Source organism: Archangium minus (genome assembly GCF_044360475.1).
Taxonomy (GTDB): domain Bacteria; phylum Myxococcota; class Myxococcia; order Myxococcales; family Myxococcaceae; genus Archangium; species Archangium minus.
Genome location: NZ_CP043494.1, coordinates 5,073,353 through 5,095,292, shown reverse-complemented (window position 1 = coordinate 5,095,292; position 21,940 = coordinate 5,073,353). Strand labels below are relative to the sequence as shown.

22 protein-coding genes and 1 pseudogene are annotated in these 21,940 nt (G+C 68.2%); 7 read left to right on the top strand and 16 right to left on the bottom strand.

From position 1 onward, the window contains the following. The first annotated feature begins 43 nt into the window (after positions 1–43). Positions 44–1,147, top strand: a complete 1,104-nt coding sequence (locus F0U60_RS21145; RefSeq protein WP_395822673.1) for a glycosyltransferase family 9 protein — start codon at positions 44–46, stop codon at positions 1,145–1,147. Here F0U60_RS21145 and F0U60_RS21140 read toward each other — a convergent pair. The 9 genes from F0U60_RS21140 to F0U60_RS21100 form a co-directional block, all read right to left on the bottom strand. Beyond that, on the bottom strand, positions 1,136–1,372 hold the full coding sequence (locus F0U60_RS21140) for a Trm112 family protein (protein ID WP_395822671.1): 237 nt from the start codon (positions 1,370–1,372) through the stop codon (positions 1,136–1,138). The genes F0U60_RS21145 and F0U60_RS21140 overlap by 12 nt on opposite strands. A 6-nt stretch (positions 1,373–1,378) precedes the next feature. After that, positions 1,379–1,870 carry an adenylyltransferase/cytidyltransferase family protein gene (locus tag F0U60_RS21135; protein ID WP_395822669.1) on the bottom strand — a complete coding sequence of 164 codons (492 nt, stop codon included), beginning with the start codon at positions 1,868–1,870 and terminating at the stop codon, positions 1,379–1,381. Next, the gene (locus tag F0U60_RS21130; protein ID WP_395822667.1) at positions 1,867–2,880 is read right to left on the bottom strand and encodes a bifunctional heptose 7-phosphate kinase/heptose 1-phosphate adenyltransferase; all 1,014 of its coding nucleotides are present in this window, start codon (positions 2,878–2,880) and stop codon (positions 1,867–1,869) included. Before F0U60_RS21130 ends, F0U60_RS21135 begins: the two co-directional genes overlap by 4 nt. Positions 2,881–2,929: 49 nt before the next feature. Next, positions 2,930–4,000, bottom strand: coding sequence for a tetraacyldisaccharide 4'-kinase (lpxK, locus tag F0U60_RS21125; RefSeq protein ID WP_395822665.1), 1,071 nt, complete (start codon positions 3,998–4,000; stop codon positions 2,930–2,932). After that, a complete protein-coding gene (locus F0U60_RS21120; protein WP_395822663.1) occupies positions 3,997–5,019 on the bottom strand; it encodes a glycosyltransferase in 1,023 nt (340 codons plus the stop codon). Before F0U60_RS21120 ends, lpxK begins: the two co-directional genes overlap by 4 nt. Beyond that, entirely contained in the window at positions 5,016–6,302 is a 1,287-nt protein-coding gene (locus F0U60_RS21115) for a 3-deoxy-D-manno-octulosonic acid transferase (protein WP_395822661.1), read from the bottom strand. Before F0U60_RS21115 ends, F0U60_RS21120 begins: the two co-directional genes overlap by 4 nt. A gap of 237 nt (positions 6,303–6,539) precedes the next feature. Next, a complete protein-coding gene (locus F0U60_RS21110) occupies positions 6,540–7,691 on the bottom strand; it encodes a PHP domain-containing protein (protein WP_395825350.1) in 1,152 nt (383 codons plus the stop codon). Continuing rightward, a complete protein-coding gene (locus F0U60_RS21105) occupies positions 7,691–9,472 on the bottom strand; it encodes an ABC transporter ATP-binding protein (RefSeq protein ID WP_395822659.1) in 1,782 nt (593 codons plus the stop codon). The genes F0U60_RS21110 and F0U60_RS21105 overlap by 1 nt, the downstream gene beginning before the upstream one ends. After that, positions 9,472–11,355 carry a DUF4388 domain-containing protein gene (locus F0U60_RS21100; protein WP_395822657.1) on the bottom strand — a complete coding sequence of 628 codons (1,884 nt, stop codon included), beginning with the start codon at positions 11,353–11,355 and terminating at the stop codon, positions 9,472–9,474. The genes F0U60_RS21105 and F0U60_RS21100 overlap by 1 nt, the downstream gene beginning before the upstream one ends. A 235-nt stretch (positions 11,356–11,590) precedes the next feature. Here F0U60_RS21100 and F0U60_RS21095 point away from each other — a divergent pair, with 235 nt between their 5' ends. Together F0U60_RS21095 and F0U60_RS21090 are read left to right on the top strand one after the other, a co-directional pair. Next, positions 11,591–11,773: a hypothetical protein gene (locus F0U60_RS21095; protein ID WP_395822655.1), complete on the top strand. Its 183-nt coding sequence runs from the start codon at positions 11,591–11,593 to the stop codon at positions 11,771–11,773. Positions 11,774–11,788: 15 nt separating this feature from the next. Then, positions 11,789–12,355 (top strand): GNAT family N-acetyltransferase, encoded by a 567-nt coding sequence (locus tag F0U60_RS21090; RefSeq protein WP_395822653.1) that lies wholly within the window; start codon positions 11,789–11,791, stop codon positions 12,353–12,355. Positions 12,356–12,360: 5 nt separating this feature from the next. Here the strand turns inward: F0U60_RS21090 and F0U60_RS21085 are convergent, their stop codons facing one another. Continuing rightward, complete coding sequence (locus F0U60_RS21085) at positions 12,361–12,969, bottom strand: TIGR02265 family protein (protein WP_395822651.1); 609 nt, start codon at positions 12,967–12,969, stop codon at positions 12,361–12,363. Positions 12,970–13,220: 251 nt separating this feature from the next. Here F0U60_RS21085 and lpxB point away from each other — a divergent pair, with 251 nt between their 5' ends. The 3 genes and pseudogenes from lpxB to F0U60_RS21070 all read left to right on the top strand — a co-directional run. Continuing rightward, positions 13,221–14,375, top strand: coding sequence for a lipid-A-disaccharide synthase (lpxB, locus tag F0U60_RS21080; protein WP_395822649.1), 1,155 nt, complete (start codon positions 13,221–13,223; stop codon positions 14,373–14,375). Between the two features lie 39 nt (positions 14,376–14,414). Next, positions 14,415–15,119: a polyprenol monophosphomannose synthase gene (locus F0U60_RS21075; protein ID WP_395822647.1), complete on the top strand. Its 705-nt coding sequence runs from the start codon at positions 14,415–14,417 to the stop codon at positions 15,117–15,119. An 8-nt stretch (positions 15,120–15,127) separates the two neighbouring features. Then, a pseudogene (locus tag F0U60_RS21070) lies at positions 15,128–15,754 on the top strand (MarC family protein); the annotation flags it as partial. A 26-nt stretch (positions 15,755–15,780) separates the two neighbouring features. On the opposite strand, the gene F0U60_RS21065 reads toward F0U60_RS21070, so the two are convergent. Continuing rightward, positions 15,781–16,227: a hypothetical protein gene (locus F0U60_RS21065; RefSeq protein ID WP_395822645.1), complete on the bottom strand. Its 447-nt coding sequence runs from the start codon at positions 16,225–16,227 to the stop codon at positions 15,781–15,783. A gap of 26 nt (positions 16,228–16,253) precedes the next feature. Further along, on the bottom strand, positions 16,254–17,273 hold the full coding sequence (locus tag F0U60_RS21060) for an OmpA family protein (protein WP_395822643.1): 1,020 nt from the start codon (positions 17,271–17,273) through the stop codon (positions 16,254–16,256). A 593-nt stretch (positions 17,274–17,866) separates the two neighbouring features. Between F0U60_RS21060 and F0U60_RS21055 the strand changes: the two genes are divergently transcribed. Continuing rightward, a complete protein-coding gene (locus F0U60_RS21055) occupies positions 17,867–18,679 on the top strand; it encodes a hypothetical protein (protein ID WP_395822641.1) in 813 nt (270 codons plus the stop codon). 108 nt (positions 18,680–18,787) lie between these two features. Here F0U60_RS21055 and F0U60_RS21050 read toward each other — a convergent pair whose 3' ends face one another. From F0U60_RS21050 to lpxD, 4 genes are read right to left on the bottom strand one after another with little or no spacing between them, the layout of a single operon-like run. Then, positions 18,788–19,591: an LpxI family protein gene (locus F0U60_RS21050; protein ID WP_395822639.1), complete on the bottom strand. Its 804-nt coding sequence runs from the start codon at positions 19,589–19,591 to the stop codon at positions 18,788–18,790. A gap of 7 nt (positions 19,592–19,598) precedes the next feature. Next, on the bottom strand, positions 19,599–20,375 hold the full coding sequence (gene lpxA, locus F0U60_RS21045) for an acyl-ACP--UDP-N-acetylglucosamine O-acyltransferase (RefSeq protein ID WP_395822637.1): 777 nt from the start codon (positions 20,373–20,375) through the stop codon (positions 19,599–19,601). A gap of 21 nt (positions 20,376–20,396) precedes the next feature. Continuing rightward, positions 20,397–20,873 (bottom strand): 3-hydroxyacyl-ACP dehydratase FabZ, encoded by a 477-nt coding sequence (fabZ, locus tag F0U60_RS21040; RefSeq protein WP_395822635.1) that lies wholly within the window; start codon positions 20,871–20,873, stop codon positions 20,397–20,399. Next, complete coding sequence (lpxD, locus tag F0U60_RS21035; RefSeq protein ID WP_395822633.1) at positions 20,870–21,934, bottom strand: UDP-3-O-(3-hydroxymyristoyl)glucosamine N-acyltransferase; 1,065 nt, start codon at positions 21,932–21,934, stop codon at positions 20,870–20,872. The genes fabZ and lpxD overlap by 4 nt, the downstream gene beginning before the upstream one ends. Positions 21,935–21,940: the final 6 nt, after the last annotated feature.

The following is a 21,940-nucleotide window of genomic DNA, read 5'->3' as shown; positions in this document are numbered from 1 at the left end:
CAAGCCACCTGCACCAATCCTCTCTGCTATGGTCCGCCCCCCGATGGTTTGGCACAAGCGGCTCGAGTTGTGGGCGAAGCTGGCACTCGCTCTCGTGGCTTCCGCCCTCCTCTGGCGCCCCGGTCGCCGGAAGAAGGTGGGAACCCCCCTCCCCTCCCCCCGGCGCGTCCTCCTGGTTCGTATCGACAACCGGGTGGGCGAGGCCCTCCTCACCACCCCTCTCCTCAGCACCCTCAAGGCCTCCCCCAGGCCCCCGGAAGTACACGTCCTCGTCCACTCCAAGGTCGCCCGCGTCATCGCCGGCCACCCCGAGGCGGATCGGATCATACCCTTCGACCGGCGTCTGCTCTGGCTCGGGCCTCTCGCCCCCGGCATCCGCGCCCTACGCCGCGAGCACTATGACGTCGTCGTCGACTGCGCCAACTGGTCCACGCCCTCGGTCACCTCCGCCCTCATCTCCCGGCTCGTCGGGCCTCGCTCCATCGTCATCGGCCCCCGCATGTGGCCCGTCCACTACCTCCACTCGCTGTCCGTCCCGGCTCGCTCCGATACGAACCGCGAGGTGCTCCAGCGCGTCCACCTGCTCTCCCCCCTCCTGGAGCGTCCTCCCCGAGAGCTGATGTCCTTTCGCTCTCCTCAGGTCAGTGAGGCGTTCCGCGCCTGGCTCGAGGCCGAATCCGCTTCCCCACGCGCTGTCATCAACCCAGGTGGACGGCTCGGCTGGCGCCGCATCCCTCCCGAGGCCTTCGCCTCCGCCGCTCGCGCGTTGATCGCCTCCGGCCGCACCCCCATCGTTACCTGGGGTCCCGGTGAGGAGGAGCTCGCTCGCACCGTCGTGGCCGCCGCCCCCGGCGCACAGCTCGCCCCTCCCACCAATATCGACGAGCTCGCCGCCCTCATGCGCTCCGCCGGTCTCACCGTCTGCAACAACACCGGCCCCATGCACCTGTCTGTCTCCGTCGGCGCCCCCACCCTCGGCCTCTTCCTCCGCATGGACATGGACCGATGGGGTCACCCCTACCCTCCCCACCGCATGGTCGACCTCACCCCCGTCGTCGACTCGGGTGGCGACCTCCAGGCCCGCATCTTCGAGGAGGTTCGCTCCTTCGCCGATGGGCTCTCGGTCCGGGCTTCTTCAGCTCCCTGAGCTTGGGAGTGGGTGGGATTCTTCGAGCAACAGCTCCGGGACTCCGCCCCGGATGGGGTACGCGAGACGGCAGTTCTCGCAGTGCAGCTCGTCCCGATGGGGGTTCACGGATGTTGAACCCGGGGGTTTTATACCCTCACCCCGACCCTCTCCCAGAGGGAGAGGGAGTGGGTTCTTGCACTTCGGGCAGGCCAACGTCTCGAACAGCCAGTCGGGAAGCGGCATAGAGGGCTATTTCGCTCCTCGCTCCGCTTGTAGCCTCTGCGCGAGCTCCGTCGTGCTGTGGTTCTTTGGATCCCCTGCCACCGCGACTCGGCCTCCGTAGGCTCGCACCTCGTCCGCCTCCGGAATCGTGTCCGGCGTGTAGTCCGTTCCCTTTACGTGCACGTCCGGTTTCAGCGCTCGGATGATGTGGCGCACGTTCGGCTCATCAAAGATGAGCACTCGGTCCGTACATGCCAGCGCTGCCACCATCTCCGCCCTCTCCCCCTCCGGAATGTGCGGCCGGCCCGGTCCCTTGTACGCCCTCGTTGACGCGTCCGAGTTCACTGCCACCACCAGGTAGTCCGCCAGCTCCTTCGCCCCCTCCAGATAGCGCACGTGCCCTACGTGGATCAGATCGAAGACCCCGTTTGCCAGCGCCACCGTCTTCCCCTCTGCCCTCCAGCGATCGCGCTGCTCCACTACCTCCGACAGCTTCCTCACCTTGTTCGAGGTGCTCACCGCGCGCTCCTCAGCTCGCCCAGCAGCTCATCCCGCGCCACCGTCGCCGTTCCCAGCTTCTGCACCGCCAAGGCGCCTGCCACGTTCGCCAGCCTCGCCGCCTCCCTGAAGCCGCCCCCAGCCGCCAACCCCAACGAAAAGGCCGCGATCACCGTGTCCCCTGCCCCCGTCACGTCCACGGCCTCCTTCGCGCCGTGCACCGGAATCATGTCCACCCCGCCCTTCGCATCGAAGAGCGCCATCCCGTGCCGGCCCCTCGTCACCAACAGCGCCTGGCACTTCATCCGGCGCACCACCTCGTGCCCCGCCTCCACCAGCTCCGCTTCCGTCCGCAACGGCCGGCCTACCAACGACTGCAGCTCCGGCTCGTTCGGCTTGCACACCGTCACCCCCGTGAAGGCCGACAGGCTGTACCGGCTGTCTACGCACACCGGCAGTCCGTCCGCCGCCAGCTTGCTCAGCGCCTCGCGCATCTCCTCCCCCACCACCCCCGCCCCGTAGTCGGAGACCACCACCGCGTCCACGTCCTTCGCGGCCTCCTCCACTCGCTTCACCAGCGCTCGGCGAAGCTTCGGCGGCAACGGGCCCCGCTGCCCTCGGTCCAGCCTCAACATCTGCTGCCGCGTCGTGTTCACCCCGCCCGCCAGAATGCGCGTCTTCGTCTCCGTTTCCACGCCCTTCGCACTCACCGCGCGCAGCTCGATTCCCGCATCGTCGAACAGCTTCCGCAGCGCCTTCCCCATCTCGTCCGCCCCCAATACCCCCACCGCCGTCACCTGCCCCGACAGCGCTCGCACGTTCGCCGCCACGTTCGCCCCGCCCCCTAGCTTCACCTCCGAAGACTCGTGGCGGACGATCAGCACCGGTGCCTCCCGGCTCACCCGGTCCGTCTGGCCGTAGATGTAGTGGTCGGCGACGAGATCCCCCACCAACAGCACCTTCCGGCGCGCGAAGACCAATGGAAGTTGGGCCAGGAGAGGAGTCACTCGGGCGGGCAGCACGGCAGCCATGGCGGCGCGTTGTCCCACAGCAACACCCCATCCACAAGCTGACCTTTTCCTACCCGAGCCCGAGCGCCCGGCGAAGGTGCGACTCACCCTCGAGCACCTCTACCCCCAGGCGCACCGTCCACGTCTCAAAGCCCCCAGGCAGCCGCACCAGGTCCTTCTCCGTCGTCACCACCCTCGCCCCCAAGCTCGCCGCCCGTGCGCTTACCTCGTGGAGTTCCCGCTCGCTGAAGTGATGATGGTCCGGAAAGAAGGCCGTGCCCCGCACGTCCGTTCCCAGCTCGCCCAGCGTCCGCAGGAAGCCCCCCGGCCGAGCAAGCCCCGCCAGCGCTAGCACCGGCTGCCCCGACAGCGACTCGGGAGGATGCTGCGCTCCCGATGGATCCACCCACGCCGTAGGTCGATACCGCGTCCGCACTTGGGGCGCTCCAAGTGGTGGCAGCGTCCGCCCAGGCGTCGCCGCGGCTCGCACCCAGAAGAGCGTCGCCCGGTTCAAGCCGGACAGCGGCTCGCGCAACGGCCCTCTCGGCAACATCCGGCCATTGCCGAAACCCACCGCCTCGTCCACCACCACCACGTCCTCGTCCCTCGCCAGCTTCCGGTGCTGAAAGCCATCGTCGAGCAGCACCACCTCCAGCCCGAACTCGTCCCTCGCCCGACGTGCCAGCATCCGCCGATCCGCTCCCACCAACAGCCGCGCCTCGGGACAACGGCGCGCGAGCAGCAACGGCTCGTCTCCCGCCTCCTCCACGGATGGCAGCGGCCCCACTCCCGTGAAGGTCACGGGCTCCTTCGAGCTGCGCCCGTACCCTCTCGTCAGGATGCCGACCCGCTTGCCCTCTCGCACCAGCAGCTCCGCCAGGTACAGCACCGCCGGCGTCTTTCCCGTCCCTCCCACGTTCAGGTTGCCCACCGAGATGACGCGCAGTCCCTCTACTCGCTCGCCTCGCAGCAGGCCCACGTCGTAGAGCGCTCCCCTCAGCCTCACTCCCGCCCCGTATCCCCAGGCCAAGACGTCCAGCGGCGCCAGCAGTGCCTTCCGGCTCCAGTCCTCCTCCCTCCCCGGGTAGAAGACCCGCTCGATCGCCGTCGGCGCCTCCTGCCTCGGGGCCGGCTCGCTCACCGCTCTGCCCTCGCCTGCTCGTACAGCGCGAGTACTTCCGCGGCGATCTTCTCGTTACTCGGGTGCGCCACCAGCGCCTTCGTCCCCGACTCCGAGGCCTTCACCACCGCCTCGGGCGTTGGTTCCTCCACCAACACGTCCGCCAACGACGGCAGGTTGCCCTCCCCCACCGCCACCACGCGCACCCCGCAGGCCCTCGCCTGCGCCGCGGCCCTCGCGCTCCAGTCGTTCCCCAGTCCCAACACCCACACCTCGTCCAGCGCTCGCAGCCAGCGCACGAACGTCTCGCCCCGCTGGTACCCCGCGAAGGTCACCGCCTCCTCCAGCCCCAACGCGCGCACCTGCTGGCGCACCGGCTCCACCAGCTCCCCGTCACCCACCAGCACCAGCCTCGCTCCGGCGTGTCCCTGGCGCAGCCTCGCGAAGGCCTCCACCCCGAGCGCGTGCCGCCTCGAAGGCTGGAAGGTGGACACCATCCCGATCAGCGGCGAGCCCGTCAGCCCCAGCTCCCTCCTCAGCGCCTCACGATCCTCCGCCGGTCGGAACATCGAATCCACCAGCGGCGGCAACACCCTCACCCTCCGGCCCACCAGCCGCGTGATGACCGAGGACGACGGCACCGTGTACGCGTCTGCCCCCGGCAGCGAGCTCCTGAGCGACCTCGGCGCATGCACCGAGCGAATCAACACCGCGCCCCTCGGTCTCCCCCACCTCGCCACCAGGTGATCATGCGTGAAGTGCGCGTGCACCACATCCACGCTTCGCGCCTTCAGCCGCCGCAGGTCCCTCCACACCCTCCACGGCGATGACTTCACCGACAGCTCCAGCCCTCCCTCGTCCAGCAGCCCCAGCGCCTCGAAACGCGGCACCGCCGGCTCCTCCGCCGACACCTCCCTCCGCAGGCGATCCACCGCCACCGTCACTTCGTGCCCCGCCTCGCGCTGCGCCAACGCCAGCAACGCCACGTTCTCCGCGGGGCCACTCCAGAATGGGCTCGCAAGCAGGTGCAGGATTCTCATCGGGACTCAGGCACTTCCCTGGCGAGCACTCGCGCCATGTGCTCCACGTTGCGCTGGCTCGCTCCTGAAATCTGCCGCACCGTCCCCCTCGCCAGCTCCCCCAACGACGTCACCGTCTCTGGCTTCGCCAGCAACTCCGACATCACCCGGTACAGATGCTCCACGTCCTTCACCTGGATGCCTCCCCTCCCCACCAGCACCTGCACGCTGTCCCGGAAGTTCTCCATGTGCGGCCCGAACAGCACCGGCTTCCCCTGCCCCGCTGGCTCCAGGATGTTCTGCCCCCCTCGCTTCGTGAACGACCCGCCCACGAACACCAGCGTCGCCAGCCCGTACGCCCTCGTCAGCTCTCCAATCGTGTCCAGCACCACCACTCGCCCGCCCTCCTCGTTCCCCTTCGAGCGCAACCCCACGCTCAGCCCCGCCTCCCTCGCCAGCGCGACGATCCGCCCCGCCCGCTCGATGTACCTCGGCGCGATCACCAACCGCAGATCTGGGTGCGCATCCAGCAACCGGCGATAGACCGCCAGCAGGTGCTCCTCCTCACCCTCGTGCGTGCTGCCGGCAATCCACACCCGCTCCCCGACCTTCAGCCCCAACGCGCTCCGCAGCGCCTCGTCCTCCCGCCCCACATCCGCCGCCGCCAGCGCGTCGAACTTCGTGTTCCCCGTCATGAACACCCGCTCGCCCGGCGCCCCCAGCCCCAACACCCGCTCCGCCTCGTCCTCCCCCCTCATCAGGAACAGGTCCATGTCCCGCAGCGGATTGCCAATGAGCGAGAACAGCAGCCGGTACTTCCCCTGGTGCGCCGGCGAGAAGCGCCCATTCGTCAGCGCTACCCGCACACCCGCTCGGCTCGCCGCCCGGATGAGGTTGGGCCAGATCTCCGTGTACTCGAGCACCAACAGGTCCGGACGTATCGCCTTCACCGCCCGCCGCGTAGCGCCCCACAGGTCGTACGGCGCATACACCACCCCGTCCACCTGCTTCGCCAGGCGCTCGCGCCCCATCATGTAGCCCGAGTTCGTCATCGTGGAGAGCACGATGCGACACCCCGGGAAGCGCGCCCGCAGCGGGCCGAACATCGGAGAGAGCGCTAGCAGATCCCCCGCGCTCGCCCCGTGCAGCCAAAACGTCGGGCCAGGCCCTCGCTCTGGGAGCTCGCCCTTCGCGTAAAAGCCGAGCCGCTGCCGCAGCCCGTGCCGCGTCTTGCGGTGCAGCGACAACACCGGGAAGAGCACGGCGAAGAGCAGGTAGCTGGCGAGGACGTAGAGGAAGCGCATGGCGACTGGGGCCGCGTCCCTCTACCAGATGCCGCACCTCCCGGCAGCACGTGGCTCCTACCCCGCCGGCGCCACCCCATCCCACAGCACGCCGATACCCTGTTTGTCAGGATGGCTTTTAATTCATTATTTTCTTGGATTCATCGAAATTGACGAATCCTTGGGCACGCAGATGTGCACCCTGGGGGAGTCAATACCCTCACCCTTTCCCTCTCCCAGAGGGAGAGGGGGTGGGACTCAGTGGGATTCGGTTTTCCGTAGGATCCGTATCGGGCTTGGGACGAGCCACGGACGCCACTGTGTGCCGAAGAAGCTTCCGGGTGCTCGCACCCACGCCTCTACCTGCACCGCTCCTTCCTCCACCAGTTCCACTGTCCTGCCATCCGGTCTTAGTCGCCCCGCCCCTCGGACCTCGACTCGAACCTGCTCTCCTGCCTGTGGCGGCAGGCGCACAGTGAGCACATCGCCTACGTGAGCCTCCCGGCTCCCCGTCGACAGGCCTTCCAGTGCGAAGCCCTCGGGTTCTCCCAACGCCCGGAAGGCACATACTGCTCCGCCGCTCGCGAGCCCCTTCACCACCCGCTCCGCCGCGGCCCGTGCGTCCCCCGGGAGTTCCGGCACGTCCGGCAGGTACACCGCCAAGGCCCGGAAGACGTCCTCGTAGCGCGGCAGCCCGTGCGCGTCGTGTGAGCACAGCGCCACCCGCGGCTTCTCCCGCTCGAGTTCCAACAACCGCGCCATGGGTTCCGGCCCCGGCTCGACGAGCAGCATCACCCCGTGCACCGGATTGCTGAAAGACGCTCCCACCGCGGGCAGCAGCCGGCTGAGCGGGTGGCGTAGCGCGTCCCGGAAGAACGTGTCCGCGGAGTAGAGCTCGAAGCCATCCGCCCGCCGCGCGGCCTCCTCGTGGCGCCAGGGGTTGCGCGCCTGCACCGGGTGCGCGAGCACGCTCACCCCACCCGCCTGCCCCACCGCCGCCTCGGCCTCCCCTCCATCCATCCACGGCCGCACCCCCTCCAGCGGGCGCTGCATTCCGAACGCCACGAGATGGCCATGCGCCGTCGAAATCTCCACGCCTGGCACCAGCAGCACCCCGTCCAGGAAGGTGGGCTCCCGCAGTGCGAAATCGTTGTGGTCCGTGAGCACCACGAAGTGCAACCCCGCCGCATTCGCCGCCGCGGCCACCTCTTCCACTGTCCCCCGCCCGTCCGAGCGCGTGGTGTGCACATGGAACGCTCCGCGCACCCACCCGGGCCCCTCTGTCGGAGAGGGCACCACCGGGTAATCGGCGTAGGAGGCCGCGAGGGTGAAGAAGCCCGCTATCCCCAGCACCAGCAGCACCAGCCCCAGCAGCGCCCGGAGCAGCTTGCCCGCCAGCTCCGACGGCATCACGCGGCACCCCGCTCCGTACCCGACGTCTGCAGCGCCCACAGCGCCGCGTAACGGCCTCCCGCCTTCAGCAGCTCCGTGTGGCTGCCTTGCTCCACCACGCGTCCTGCCTCCACCACGCAGATGACGTCCGCGTCCACCACCGTCGACAACCGGTGGGCGATCACCAACGCCGTCCTTCCTGGCAACACCGCCGCGAGCGCCGCTTGCACCTCGCGCTCGCTCTCCGGATCCAGGCTGCTCGTCGCCTCGTCCAGCACCAGCACCGGCGCACGCGACAGCACCGCCCGCGCAATGCACAGCCGCTGCCGCTGGCCTCCGCTCAGCTTCACGCCGCGCTCGCCCACCCGGGTGTCATACCCCTCGGGCAGCGCCCGGATGAAGCCGTCCGCGTTCGCCACCCGCGCCGCCGCCTCCACCTCCTCGCGCGTCGCGTCCGGCCGCCCATAGCGCAGGTTCTCCAGCACACTGCCCGAGAAGAGCAACGGCTCCTGCGTCACCAGCGCGAACTTCGCCCGCACGCTCGCCGCCGTGTACCGGTCCACGTCCACCCCGTCGAAGCGCAGGTGGCCCTCCTGGGGGCGCTCGAAGCGCAGCAGCAGGTATGTGAGCGTGCTCTTGCCTCCACCGCTCGGCCCCACCAGCGCCACCACCTTCCCCAGCGGCAGCTCCAGCGTCAGCTCCTCCAGCGCCCGCCGCTCCCCGTAGGAAAAGCGAACCCCCTCCACCTGAATGCCTCGCTCCAGCGCCGGCGCCTCCGTGGCTCCCGGCGCGTCCTCCACCGGGTGGCGCAGGTCCAACAGCGCGAAGAGCCGCTCTCCCGCCGCGCCCGCCTGCATCGCGAACTGCGTCACCCGCCCCAGGTCCTTGATGGGCTGGTACACAAGAATCACCGCGGTGAGGAACGACAGCAGGGACTCAGGCTCCATCGCATGCGTGGACGCCGCGTAGGCCAGCGAGCCCGCGAGAGCCGCCGCCGCCAGCACTTCCATCAACCCGGGCACTCCGCCTCGCGCCCACGCCGCCCGCACCAGGGCCTCCTCATGGGCCCGCGCGTGCGCCGAGAAGCGCGCCAGCTCCGCCGCCTGCCCGTTGAAGGCCTGGATGGTGCGCATCCCGCCCAGTCCTTCCTGAATCTGCCCCGCGAGGTGGCCCAACTGCACCTGGCCCTCGCGCGTGCCCCGCAGCGCCTTGCGTGTCAGCCGCGAGGCCGGCAGCGCCGCCAGCGGCAGCACGCACAGCATCAACCCACCCATCAACGGGCTGATGGACAACGCCACCCCCGCCAGCACCACCACCTGCAGCGAGTCCCGCAGGTACGAGCCCACGGTGTACATGGCCGCCATCTCCACCGCCTGCACGTCCGCGGAGAAGCGGCTGAGCAGATCTCCCATCCGCTCGCGCGCGAGCTGCGCCGGTGACAGCGAGGAGAGACGGACGAAGAGCGCCCGCCGCAGGTCCGCCACCACCTTCTGGGCGAAGAGGCCCATGAAGTAGAACTGACCCAGGTACCCCACGCCCTTCACCAGCCCCACCGTCACCACCACCACGGGGAAACCCCAGAGCGCGGCCTCGCGAGGGAGGCTCGACAACCACGGCACCGGCTGCGCACCACCAAAGCCCTGCTCGCCGCCCGACAGGAGGAAGCGCAGCGCTGGACCCATCAGGTACGCATAGGCGCCCGTGGCGAGCCCCAGCACCGCCATGCACACGAAGGCCACCACCAGGATGCCCACGTGCGGCCGGGCGTAACCCAGCAACCGCCACAACGACTTGTGCATCACCGACCTACTTTGCGCAGCGCGGCCTTGGCGAGCTGGGCATTGGGATTGAGCTCGAGCACCTTCAGCAGCTTCTTGCGCGCGACGGACGCGTCATCCATTTCGCTGTCGATGATGGCCGAGATGATGAGCGCTCGCTCCAAGTACGGGTTGAGCGAGAGCGCCTTGCGAAGCACCTTCTGCGCCGCCTTCGCCCGGTCTTCCTTTGGCCCCGTCCCGGCCAGGAACGTGGCCCAGGCCAGGTATGAGTAGTACTCGGGCTCCAGCGGGTTGAGCGTCACCGCCTCCTCGAAGTGGATGAGGGCCGATCGGTACTGCTTGCGCTTGAGCGCCGCCTCTCCGCGCCGGAGGATGATCTCCGCGTCCACGTTCACCGCGGTGGCGCGCCCTACGTCCATGCGCGACATCAGGTACTGGAGGTACGCCTTGCGCTTCTCCTCCACCGACAGCACTCGGTACGCCGCCGACAGCTTCTCCTGCACCGAGTCCAGCAGATCCTTCATCTCCGAGGTGTCGAACTCGGCGTAGCTGTCCGGGTGAAAGCGAGTGGCGAGCTCGTGGTAGGCGCGCTCCACGGCCTCGGTGTCCGCGGCGATGTCCAGCCCCAGGCACCGGAAGTAGCTGCCGGTGATGATCTTCACCGCACCGTCGCGCAGGCTGGCCGCCGTCTCCGCGTCCAGTGGCTTGCGCTTGCGCGGGGCAATGACGTCCGGCACCGCCACCACCTCGCCCGGCCCGGTCGCCACGGGCGTCGGAGAGAAGCTCATGCAGCCGGCCAGCTTGAGGAACCACAGCAGCGAGTACCCACGCCGCAAGTCCCCACGCCCGTGCGCCAGCAGGTCCCGCAGCGCGATGCGCCCGTTCACCTGCATGACGATCTTCAAGTCCTCCGTGTTCAGACCCAGCGCACCCAGGTCCCTGCCAAACTCAGGCGTGCGCACCGGGAACTCCGCCTGGTGCGCGCGTAACGGAGCGGCCAGCACCTTGAGCGGAATGGCCCGCCGCGCTCCATCGAGGATCGGCGCCAGCGCGGGCGTCTCCACCGTGGCCACCTCGGCCTGGAACTCCTCGCCGGGGTAGAAGGCATAACGGCCCTCGCGCATGCCGATGACCTGCGCCAGCCGATCCTGCGTGTAGTCGCGCAACAGTTGCAGCAGCTCCTCGCCCGCCGCCTCCACCCCAGACTCCGCCAGCGCGGCGCCAATGCGCAGCCCCGAGCTCAGCGCCTGCACCAGCCGCTCCGCCTGAGCCTCGGTCACCACCTGGCGCTGCAGCAGGTAGTGGGGCAGCGCGTCCTGCCGCGCGCTCGAGTCGTAGTTCACCGCGCCGCCGCGGGCGAAGAAGACCCGCCGCGTGAGATCCTTGTAGGCCACCACCAGCACGCCATCGCGGCGCACCCGGTACAGCGACACCAGCAACGCCGGCAGCGGGAAGCCCTTGAGATCGCCGCTGACCACCGCCGGTCGGGCCAGCATCGCCCGCACACCCTTGAGCGGGGTCTCGTTCTGCGCGGCGCCGGCGACCAGCGATTGCAGCTTGCCCACCAGCTCGCCCGGCTTGAGCGGGTCCGCCACGTAGGCATTCACCTTGAGATCCAACACCGACGCCACCCCGCGCGCCCGGCCCAGGTGGCCCTTGTCGATGGCCACGATGGGCACTCGCGCGCCCATGCTGTGGTTGCGGATGAGGTGCCCCACGTGGGCTCCCTGCAGGCGCGGCAGATCCACGGACACCACCACCAGGTCCGGGTTGTCGGCGACGAAGTGCTCCATTGCCGAACCGGGGTCGCTCACCGCTCGCACGGTGTACCCGGCTTGAGACAACAACCCGGTGAGGTGCTCCAGAGTGGGCGGATGGCTCTCGGCCAGAAGAAGCGTCTTCAAGGGCCGGCGAGTGTACACATTCGGCCCGCTCGCTTCAGTGGGTATCCACGTCTCCCCGCTCGCGGTCCCCGGCTTCCGCCCAAAGAGGCCCACCTCCCTGGCTGCCCAGAGAGAAGCGGAGCGCTCTCCCAGTGAAAGAGTTCAGGGAAACCACCGCGGGCCCTCCGCCGTCCAGGCGTCCGGCCGCCTTGAAACCGGCACCCGGGCGTCCCCACCTTGGCGAAGGAGGTGCCCCATGGGCCAGGAGAGATCGGACGTCTTCGACAGAGAGGGAAAACCACCCGCTCGAGATGATTCACAACAGGACTTCGAGGAGGCCAAGCAGGAGCTCCAGCGACGTGCTGGAGAGAGCGAGCAGCCGAAGCACCCCGAGGAGCGCACCTCCCCCGAGTATGAGGGCAAGGAGCCAAGCGACTGATGTACAAGCGCGAGGATGTACAAGCGTGAGCTGGAGGGAGAAACCACCTGGCGCGGCTACACCCTGCGGCGGGCTCGGCCCGAGGAGCTCGCGGCGATGCCGGAGCTCGAGCACCTCGCCGCCCAGCAATTCCGCCAGTCGGTACACTCCTTCATCACCGACGCGGAGACCCAGACGCTTGAACAGCTGCGCGAGTACCAGCGGCACGGTGGCGCATGGGTGGCTGTTTCAGCGGAGGGAGGGCTCGCGGCCTTCGCGCTCTGCAAGGAGGTGGATGGCACGGCGTACCTCGCGGAGATCGACGTGCACCCGGCCCACGCGCGACAGGGACTGGGCCGGGCCCTCTTCGAGGTGCTGAAGCGTCAGGCGCGCGAGCAGGGCTACCGAGCGATGACGCTCATCACCTTCCGGGACATCGCATGGAACGCCCCCAACTACGAGCGCTGGGGCTTTCGCGTGATGCGCAACGACGAGGTGGGTCCCGGTCTACGTGCCCTTCGCGAGCACGAGACCCGAGCGGGATTTCCGCCCGAGAGCCGCGTCTGCATGGTGCTCTCGCTGGACGAGCTGCCTGCTTCGTGACGGCATCACTCCCAGGAGATGTCGTACTCGCTGTCGAGCACATCCGTCTGGCGGCCGAGCACCGTCACCCGCTGGACGGGCATCTTCTCGAGCAGCTCCAGCAGCGTCCCCTCGTGGAACGGGAAGGGCATGAAGGTGTTCTTCAGGGAGAAGCGGGCGCGCCCTGGCCCCACCCATGACAAATCGAACTCGCCGAAGCTCAACGAGACCCGGTACACGATGGGCAGAGAGTCCAGCAGCCTCCGGGCATCTCCCCCGTGCATCACGCCCATGGCCTTGCCGGCCTTGGATTCACGGAAGTCCCTCGCCGCCCTGCGCCCAAGCTGCCGCAGCGCCTCGTCGAAGCTGCCGTGCTCCACCGCCAGCAGCCGGATCGCGGTAGCGACCATCCGGAGGTAGGAGGCCATGGGGTAGTTGAAGAACTCCACGAACTCCTTCTCGCCACTGGCCGCCAGGCAACGGCTCGCCATCACCCCGTCCCCGAGCTCGCCCACGGCTCGCAACAAGCCGATGCAGAACACGCCCCGTGCGGTGTCACTCGGGCGCATCAAGGCGATCCGCCGCGCGAAGTCACGCTCCCAGTACTCCGCAGCCTGATTCTTCTGCTCAGCCATTTGGCTGTCCTGGCGCACGCGTCGTCCCCCTCGATACCCGGCCCTCAAGGAGGTTATCGGGATTGCTAGGGCGGAAGTTTCCACTTCCGGGCCAGGATGTCGACAGGGGGGCCTGAATTGCTTCGTCACCAGGACGGAAGGCATGCGCCTCTTCACCTCACGAGGAATTCTTCAATCATGAGGCAGTGAGAAATCAGGATCTCGCGTGGATCTCGCGAGCAGCGCTTCAGGTAGGATGCGCGCCGCTTCTCATGTCCCCATCTCCCCAGATTCTCGTTGTGGCGGGCGAGGCGTCCGGAGACGCCCACGCCGCCGAGCTCGTCGCCGCCCTCAAGGCCCGCCGCCCGGACCTCACCTTCTTCGGAATGGGGGGCTCGCGCCTCGCCGCCCAGGGCGTGGAGCTGCTCTACGGCGCCCACGAGGTCAACGTCATGGGCATCACCGAGGTGCTGCCCAAGATTCCACGCATCCTGCAGGTGATGGGAGGGCTGGCCCGCGCCGCCGCCGAGCGCCGCCCGGCCTGCGCCATCCTCGTGGACATTCCCGACTTCAACCTGCGGCTCGCCGCCCGGCTCAAGAAGCTCGGCATCCCCGTGGCCTACTACGTCTCGCCGATGATCTGGGCCTGGCGCCGGGGCCGAGTGAAGACGATCGCCAAGCTGGTGGACCGGATGCTTTGCATCCTCCCCTTCGAGGAGGACTTCTACCGAGAGGCCGGTGTCGCCGCCCGCTACGTGGGCAGCCCCGTGGTGGAGCAGATGCCCTCCCCCGCCAGCACCACCGCCTTCCGCCAGAAGCTCGGGCTGCCCGCGGAGACGCCCACGCTCGCCCTGCTTCCAGGCAGCCGGATGAGTGAAATCCGCCGCATCCTCCCGGCCATGGTGGGCGCGGCGAAGCAGCTGGTGGCCGAGCGCCCCGGGCTTCAGGTGGTGGTACCGGTCGCCCCCACCATCCCGCGCGAGGAGATTGTCTCCCGTTTCGAGGGCAGCGGCGTCCAACCCGTGCTGGTGGAGGGCCGAGCCCCCGAGGTGGTGGGTGCCAGCGACGCGGCCATCGTGGCTTCGGGGACGGCGGCCCTGGAGGCGGGGCTGATGCAGCGCCCCTTTGTGGTGGTGTACCGCGTCTCGCTCGTCACGTACCTCGTGGGGCGGATGATGTTGAAGGTGGCCCACGTGGCGCTCGTCAATCTGCTGGCCGGTCGCCGCGTCGTCCCCGAGCTGCTCCAGGGCGACATGACGCCCGAGCGTATCGCCGGGGAGATCCGCCGCCTGTGGGTGCCGGGCACACCCCGCGAGGAGATGCTGCAGGGGTTGGAGGAGGTACGCACGCGGCTCGGGGAGGCTGGGGCCGCCAGCCGAGCAGCCGAGTCGGTTCTGGAGCTGGTGCCTCCCGCCGCGAAAGTCTAGGAGCGGACTCCCCGCCGCTCTGCTATGTCCGGCCGCGCAATGAATCCAGCGCTGGTCTGCATCCCCACCTACAACGAGCGGGACAACCTCGAGCCCATCACCCGAGCGGTGCTCGCAGCTGATCCCCGTGTGGACATCCTCGTCGTCGACGACAACTCCCCGGATGGGACGGGGAAGCTGGCGGATGAGCTGGCGGCGAAGGAGCCGCGCATCCGCGTCCTGCACCGCGAGAAGAAGCAGGGCCTGGGACGTGCCTACCTGCATGCGTTCCGCGTGGCGCTCGATGCGGGCTACACGTACGTCATCGAGATGGACGCGGACTTCAGCCATGATCCGCGCTACCTGCCCACGCTGCTGGACACGGCGCAGGGCGGCGCAGATCTGGTGCTGGGCTCGCGCTACGTGAGCGGTGGTGGCACCGTGAACTGGGGCGTGGGCCGGAAGATCCTCAGCCGGGGTGGCTCGCTCTACGCGCGCAGCATCCTCGGCGTGGGCACCCGAGATCTCACCGGAGGCTTCAAGTGCTTCCACCGCCGAGTGCTCGAGTCCATTGACCTGGAGGCCGTCAAGAGCACGGGCTACGCCTTCCAGATTGAGCTCACCTACCGCACCCTCAAGAAGGGCTTCACGGTGAGGGAGGTTCCCATCATCTTCGAGGACCGCCGCGTCGGGCAGTCCAAGATGAGCCGGAAGATCTTCCTCGAGGCGCTGACGATGGTGTGGAAGCTGCGCCTCTCGGTGTAGGGGGGCATATGGCTGAGCAGCTGTCTCTGTTCCTCGTCTCGCTCCCGGCGGTCCTCTTCGTGGTGGATCCGGTGGGCCTGGTGCCCATCTTCCTGGCGCTGACGTCAGGGGACTCGGAGGAGAAGATCCGCAGCACGGCCCGGCGCGCGTGCATGGTGGCCTGCGCGCTGATGCTCTTCTTCGCCATCTTCGGCGGAGTCATCTTCAAGGTGTTTGGCATCTCGCTGGGCGCCTTCCGAGTGGCGGGAGGCATCCTGCTGCTCATCACCGCGCTGGACATGCTGCGCGCGCGACCCTCGGAGACGCGCACCACTCCGTCCGAGACGCAGGAGAGCGTGGGCAAAGAGGACGTGGCCCTGGTGCCCCTGGCGATGCCGCTCCTGGCGGGCCCCGGAGCCATCGCTACCGCCATGGTGCTGATGGCCCGCGGCGGAGAGGATCTGCTCTCCGCCGTGCCCGTGCTGGTGGCCATCGTCATCACCTTCTTGACGAGCTACTTCGTGCTGCGCGCCGCCGGCTTCGTGCAGCGCGTGCTCAAGCAGTCCGGCGTGGCCATCCTCGAGCGCGTCATGGGGCTCATCCTCGCGGCCATCGCGGTGCAGTTCATCGCGGACGGAGGCAAGGATCTGCTCCGCGAGAAGGAAGAGCCCGCCGCGGTGTCTCAGATGCTGGAGGCCACCCAGACGCCGTTGCTCTTCGTCACCGCGCCCTTGGCCTCGCCCCCCAGCGACAGCTCGTCCGGGGCGGCGCGCTGCGCGTCGTAGATGTAGCCATCACCCCGCGGCTGGAGGAAGAACACCACCGCGTCCTGGGTGATGCCCTGCACCACCTTGTAGTTGGGCCCACCGCACTCGGGCTCCCCGCCGACGAAGAGGCGCTCCAGCATGGCCTCCTCGGGCCGGCGCACGAAGACGAGCACCTGCGAGGGCCCGTCGCGCCCGTCCGCCATCAGATCGGTCAGGAGTTGCTGCGCCACCCGCTCGCGCATGAGCGTCTGGACCAACTCGCACTTGCCAGCTTCTTCCGCCGGTTCGATGCGGGCCGCGGCCGAGTGCATACAGCCGGTGGCAGCGAGGGCGAACAGGGCAGGCAGCACAAGTCGCTTCATCCGTCGGTTCTCCTTGAGGGGGTGCATCACAGCTTCCGCCACTGCGGCGGGAAGGGGGTTGAGGACAGGGCCGGCGGCTCCACGGCCAGGATGTATTCGGCGCGCCGGTTGGCGGCCGCGTCCGTCTCGTCCGGGGTGGCCTCGAGCGGGGACTGCTCGCCGAAGCCCTCGTAGAAGATGGGCAGCTTCAGGCCCTTCTTGCGCAGGTACGCCGCGATGCTGCGGGCGCGCTTGAGGGACAGCTCGCGGTTGGAGGCCGTGTCCCCCACCGTGTCGGTGTGCCCGAGGATGTAGAGGCGCAGCTCCGCGAAGCGGCCGTAGCGCTTCACCGCGTCGGCGATGAGCGCCTGGCTGGCGTCCAGCTTCCGCCGCTCGGCGACCGGCACCTCCGCGCTGCCCGAGGGGAAGTTGACCTCCTCATGCGGGATGTCCACCCGCCACGGGAAGAGGTCCACGGCCGTGTAGAAGTTGGAGGTGTCAAAGGCCTTGAGCGAGATGCGCAGCACCCGGCCCTCTGCCTCCGGCCACGTCACCTCCAGCGGCTTGCCCGCGGGCGCGCCCTCGAAGGGCACCTCCCCCTCGAAGGCCTTCTTGCCGGTGTCCATGAGCACCGTCACCTCCGCGCGCGACGCGGGCCGCGACAGCGTGAAGCGCAGCTTGCGCCCCTGCACGTCCACGTCCTCGGGGACCACCGTCAGCTTCAGCGGGCCCACCAGCTCCGCGTCGAAGGACAGCGGCATCGACGCCTCCTCCGCGTCCGGGAAGCGCACCACCAGCTCGCCCTCGTAGTGGAAGCGGCCCTCGGGCTGCTCCAGTTGGACGGTGCGCGTCACGCCCGGCTCGCCGCCGCCCTTCACCCGGACCTCCTTGCCATCACCCCGCTTCAGCTTCACCTCGAAGCCAGCGATGGGCTCCTCGATATGCACCTGGAGGGAGGGCAGCCCCTTGCCCACCGCGGCCTGGGGCTGGAGCGACACGCGCACCGCATCCGCGAGCGCGCAGAGAGGAGACAGGGTGAGGCACAGCAGCAGCAGACGTCCGTTCATGCGGGGTGAAGTCCTCCAGATCGACACGCAACCTGTCCGAGGCGCGCGGCTCGTGCAATGCGAAGCCAGGTTGGATCCCGAACCAGTGTCCGGAACAGGCCTCTAGGGGGCGAGCATTCCACACAAACGCGCTCCGTGCCGAACCGCCGCCTCGCATTCCCCAGGAGGGCGAGGAAGCAGGCAGGAGGGCCACTGAGAGGAAGCACCAACTTGGAGGAGGTTGAACTGGACCAGCGAGTCCTTAGACAGACGCCTCTCCCGGTCAAGCCCGCCCACTTCAACAGCCTCTTAGGAATTGCCAAACAGAGCGACACTCGCTTTCTTGTTTCTCATTCATCTCGCATGCGCTCTTCAACGCCCCTGGCATCGAGCCGCACCAACGCTACTCTCTGATAATGATTTACATGGAACATGAGAATTCCTGGCATGCACAGCATTGATTCCAGAATTTTCCAACACAACAAGTACTGCTTGAAAGACAACATCAGGCATGAGATTCCGCGCAACGAGCCAAACAAGCTCGTTGCTCGTTGCTCGTTGCTCGTTGCCTAGGGGGAACAATGATTCGCAGTGGTCGAATGAGTTACACGTTCATGGGATTCGCGGTCGGGGTGCTTCTCGCCACGGGCTGCGGGCCCACGCAGAACGAGGGCAAGACTGAACAGCAGCCCTCCAATACCGTGACGGCTCAGAACACGGATGATGCAGCGCTGGCGCAGGCCACTCTGGTGCGCTTCACCAACGCGCTCGTGAAGCAAGACCGAGAGACGGTGCTCTCGCTGCTGTCGTCCGAGTGGTTGGAGAAGTTCGAGCGCGCGGAAGCTACGGGTGAGATGACCGACGCGCTCGGCACGTTCATCAAGCGTGAGCGGTCCAAGCTCATCAAGAGCGTGGGCGAGCACGACTCCTTCGCGAACGGCCTACGCGCCACCCGGGTGGAGAGCACCGGCAATGCGGACGTGTTGGCCGTCAGCTTCCAGTACGAGGGCAAGGAAATCCCCCGCCCCATCTACTTCGTACGAGAGAAAGGGGAGCTGCGCGTGAACCTCGTGCAGCCGACCTCCGGTGGCGTGCAGGCCCAGGCCACTGCGGGCAACTCCAACTACAAGGTGCAGAACCACAGCAACGAGAACGACACGGCGAGTTGCAGGGCCTACCAGGGCACGAATACCGTGATCATCAACGGCTATCTCGCGCCGAACGAGACAATCTACATGTCGTGCAGGAACACGACCTGTGACGTGTTCTGGGACGCGGGCGTCTTCTATTACACGGAATCCATCGGCAATAACCTTTATCGCCGAACGAAGTACACCTGCGACTACAACACCTGGGGTACGGACTTCCACGTCTACGGAAACAGCGCCCACTGCGAGGAGAACTGCGCGGATCCTGAGGTTCAGTGACAGGAATCGTGGGCTGACGACGCATTGACAGCAACACGGGCTCCACTCCCCTCTCCCCGTCCATGGATCGGGAGAGCGGGAATGGAGCCCTCGTCTTGAGTGGGCAACTCAGGGAATGCCAACGAGGGTGATGCCCGCCTTCTCGGCCCCCCGGAAGAGCTCCGGAGCGTCCAGCAGCACCGTCTTTCCCGCTTCCAGCGCCAGCACCTTCGCCCCCACCTCCTGCATCACCACCAAGGTGCGAGGGCCCACTGCGGGCAGATCGAACCGCAGGTCCTGGCCTGGCTTGCAGCGCTTCACTACCACGGCCCCCTCCCCGCCGTACTTCCCGCCCCGGCGGATGGCCTCGTCCGTGCCCTCCACCGCCTCCAGCGCCAGCACGTGGCCGTTGCGTACCACGACGGTCTGCCCCACGTCCGCCTGGCCCAGCAGCGTGGCCACCTCCCGCCCCAGTGCCACGTCCTTCTCCTGCGTGGGATGGAGCCGAGGGCCCGCCAGGTGCCCCTCGGGGCACAGCGCCTGCGCCAGCCAGTCCGTGGGCGCCACGATGGTGATGCCGTGCGACTCGAAGTAGTCCGCCACCGCGCGCAGCAGGGTGTCATCCCGGAAGCTGCGCAGGCGCGAGATGATACGCAGCGCGCCCAGGTCCGGCCGGGCGTCCGTCAGCGCTCGCACCCGGCCGATGCCTCCGGCCATCGCCGCCCGCTTCACTCCCGCCTTCTTGAAGGCACGGACGATGCGGTCCACCTGCCCCAACCGCACCCACGTCAGCTCGGCGACCTCGGTCTCCAGGGCCGGATCCGCCTCGTTGCGGTGCGCCACCGCCACCACCCGCAGCCCCTGCTCCCGGGCCGCGCTCGCGAACAAGAAGGGCAACAGTCCGTTGCCCGCGATGAGGCCAATGGGCTCCACGGTCGCGTCAGCGCGTCAGCCCGCGCTTGCTCTGGCTGACGAAGTTCAACAGGTACTCGATCTCCGAGTGGCCACCCATCTCCGTCTTCAGCTGGGAGATGGCCTCCGCCAGCTGCAGCTTCGAGCGGAAGAGGATCTTGTAGGCCTCCTTGATGCGACCAATCTGCTCCTCGGAAAAGCCGTGCCGCTGCAGGCCCACCACGTTGAGGCCGGCCAGTTCCGCCCGGTCTCCCTGCGCCGTGCAGTACGGGGCCACGTCCATCGTCACCATGGACCCGCCCGCGATGAACGCGTGCTTGCCCAGACGGGTGAACTGGTGCACCGCGGACAGGCCTCCGAGGATGACGAAGTCCTCCAGGTACACGTGCCCGGCCAGCGCCACGCTGTTGGCGACGATGCAGCCATTGCCCACCACGCAGTCGTGGGCCACGTGGCTATAAGCCATGAAGAGGTTGTTGTTGCCCACCCGCGTCACGCCACCGCCGCCGGCCGTGCCGATGTTGAGCGTGCACGACTCGCGGATGGTGTTGCCGTCACCGATGATGAGCTCGGTGTCCTCGCCCGCGTACTTCAGGTCCTGCGGGGCACCGCCCACCGACGCGAAGGGGAAGATGCGGTTGCGCGCACCCAGCGTGGTGCGCCCGTCGATGACGACGTGGGGACCCACTCGAGTCCCCTCGCCCAGCGTCACCTTCTCGCCGATGATGGCGTAGGGGCCTACCTCCACCGTCTCGTGGAGACGAGCACCGGGGTGGACCACCGCAGTGGGGTGAACCTGCGCCATGGAGTCTACCTCCCTACCTTCTCAGGACGCCTCGGCCGTAGAGCCGCTCTCGTCCTTGTCCTTGTCCTTGTCCACCACGGTGGCGAGGAACTCACCCTCGGCCACCTTCACACCGTCCACCGTGGCCGTGCCCTTGGTCTTCCAAATGGCGCCCTTGTGGCGGACGACCTCGACGTTCAGCTGCAGCCGATCTCCCGGCACCACCGGCTTGCGGAAGCGCGCACCGTCCACGCCCATCAGGTACGAGACCTTCTGGGTGGGGTCCATGTTCTCGGTCTTGTAGGCGAGAATGGCCGTGGCCTGCGCCAGCGCCTCCAGGATGAGCACTCCCGGCATCACCGGATGCCCCGGGAAGTGGCCATTGAAGAAGGGCTCGTTCATGGTGACGTTCTTGAACGCCACCAGCTTCTGGCCAGGGACGATCTCCACCACCCGGTCCACCAGGAGGAATGGATAGCGGTGCGGCAGCAGTCCCTGGATGTCCATGATGTCCATCATCCGCCCTTCTCCTTCTTCTCGAGCATGTCCACCCTGCGCCGCAGGGTACGCACTTCCTTGAGCAGATCACTGATCTGCCCCAGTGCCGCCGACATGCGCAACCACTCACGGTGCGGCATGGCCGGGGTGCCGCTCACCACCTGTCCGTCCTCCACGTCATGCGCCACCCCCGACTGGGCCCCGACCTTGGCCAGGTCTCCCACGCGGATGTGACCCACCACGCCCACCTGCCCCGCCAGAACCACGCCCGTGCCCAGCTCCGCGGAGCCGGACACGCCCGCCTGCGCGCAGATGAGCGTCAGCGGACCCACCTTCACGTTGTGGGCGATCTGCACCAGATTGTCGAGCTTGGACCCACGGCCAATGACCGTTTCTCCAATCGTCGCCCGGTCAATGGTGGTGCAGGCCCCCACCTCCACGTCATCCTCGATGCGGACGATACCGGCCTGGGGCACCTTGTAGTGCTCCGGGCCATTCTCGCCCTCGGGGTTGAACGCGAAGCCGAAGCCGTCCGCGCCCACCACGCACGAGGCGTGCAAGATGACCCGCGCGCCCACCTGGCAGTGCTCGCGCACGGTGACGTTGGGGTACAGCACGCTGTCCTCGCCGATGCCCGCCTCCTCGCCCACGTAGACACCGGGGAAGAGCACCGCGCGAGCCCCAACGGTGGCGTTCTTCTCCACCGTGGCACCCGCCATCACCGTGGCCTCCGGGTGCACGCGCGCCTCGGGGTGCACGTGCGCCCCGGGCCGCACGCCCGCCTCGTAGGAGGGCCGTGGGTGGAAGAGACTGGAGATCTTCGCGAAGGCCAGGTGCGGATTGGCCACACGCACCAGGGACACGCCCTCGCGGGGCGCGACATCCAGCCCCACCAGCACGGCCGAGGCCTTGGTGGCCTCGAACTGCCGGCGGTAGCGCGGATTGCCGTAGAAGGAGAGCTCGCCCGGGGTCGCCTCAGCGAGCCCATTGAGCCCTGAAATCAGGAGGCCGGCGTCTCCGACGAGCTCACCCCCCACATGGGTGGCGAGCTCCCCGAGCCGGCGAGGGGTGGGTGCGTGCACGGAAAG

Coding starts and splice junctions, on each gene's coding strand:
- F0U60_RS21145 (WP_395822673.1), top strand. CDS start 44: ATGGTTTGGCACAAGCGGCTCGAGTTGTGGGCGAAGCTGGCACTCGCT.
- F0U60_RS21140 (WP_395822671.1), bottom strand. CDS start 1,372: ATGCCGCTTCCCGACTGGCTGTTCGAGACGTTGGCCTGCCCGAAGTGC.
- F0U60_RS21130 (WP_395822667.1), bottom strand. CDS start 2,880: ATGGCTGCCGTGCTGCCCGCCCGAGTGACTCCTCTCCTGGCCCAACTT.
- F0U60_RS21120 (WP_395822663.1), bottom strand. CDS start 5,019: ATGAGAATCCTGCACCTGCTTGCGAGCCCATTCTGGAGTGGCCCCGCG.
- F0U60_RS21115 (WP_395822661.1), bottom strand. CDS start 6,302: ATGCGCTTCCTCTACGTCCTCGCCAGCTACCTGCTCTTCGCCGTGCTC.
- F0U60_RS21110 (WP_395825350.1), bottom strand. CDS start 7,691: ATGCCGTCGGAGCTGGCGGGCAAGCTGCTCCGGGCGCTGCTGGGGCTG.
- F0U60_RS21105 (WP_395822659.1), bottom strand. CDS start 9,472: ATGCACAAGTCGTTGTGGCGGTTGCTGGGTTACGCCCGGCCGCACGTG.
- F0U60_RS21095 (WP_395822655.1), top strand. CDS start 11,591: ATGGGCCAGGAGAGATCGGACGTCTTCGACAGAGAGGGAAAACCACCC.
- F0U60_RS21090 (WP_395822653.1), top strand. CDS start 11,789: ATGTACAAGCGTGAGCTGGAGGGAGAAACCACCTGGCGCGGCTACACC.
- F0U60_RS21085 (WP_395822651.1), bottom strand. CDS start 12,969: ATGGCTGAGCAGAAGAATCAGGCTGCGGAGTACTGGGAGCGTGACTTC.
- lpxB (WP_395822649.1), top strand. CDS start 13,221: ATGTCCCCATCTCCCCAGATTCTCGTTGTGGCGGGCGAGGCGTCCGGA.
- F0U60_RS21075 (WP_395822647.1), top strand. CDS start 14,415: ATGAATCCAGCGCTGGTCTGCATCCCCACCTACAACGAGCGGGACAAC.
- F0U60_RS21065 (WP_395822645.1), bottom strand. CDS start 16,227: ATGAAGCGACTTGTGCTGCCTGCCCTGTTCGCCCTCGCTGCCACCGGC.
- F0U60_RS21060 (WP_395822643.1), bottom strand. CDS start 17,273: ATGAACGGACGTCTGCTGCTGCTGTGCCTCACCCTGTCTCCTCTCTGC.
- F0U60_RS21055 (WP_395822641.1), top strand. CDS start 17,867: ATGGGATTCGCGGTCGGGGTGCTTCTCGCCACGGGCTGCGGGCCCACG.
- lpxA (WP_395822637.1), bottom strand. CDS start 20,375: ATGGCGCAGGTTCACCCCACTGCGGTGGTCCACCCCGGTGCTCGTCTC.
- fabZ (WP_395822635.1), bottom strand. CDS start 20,873: ATGATGGACATCATGGACATCCAGGGACTGCTGCCGCACCGCTATCCA.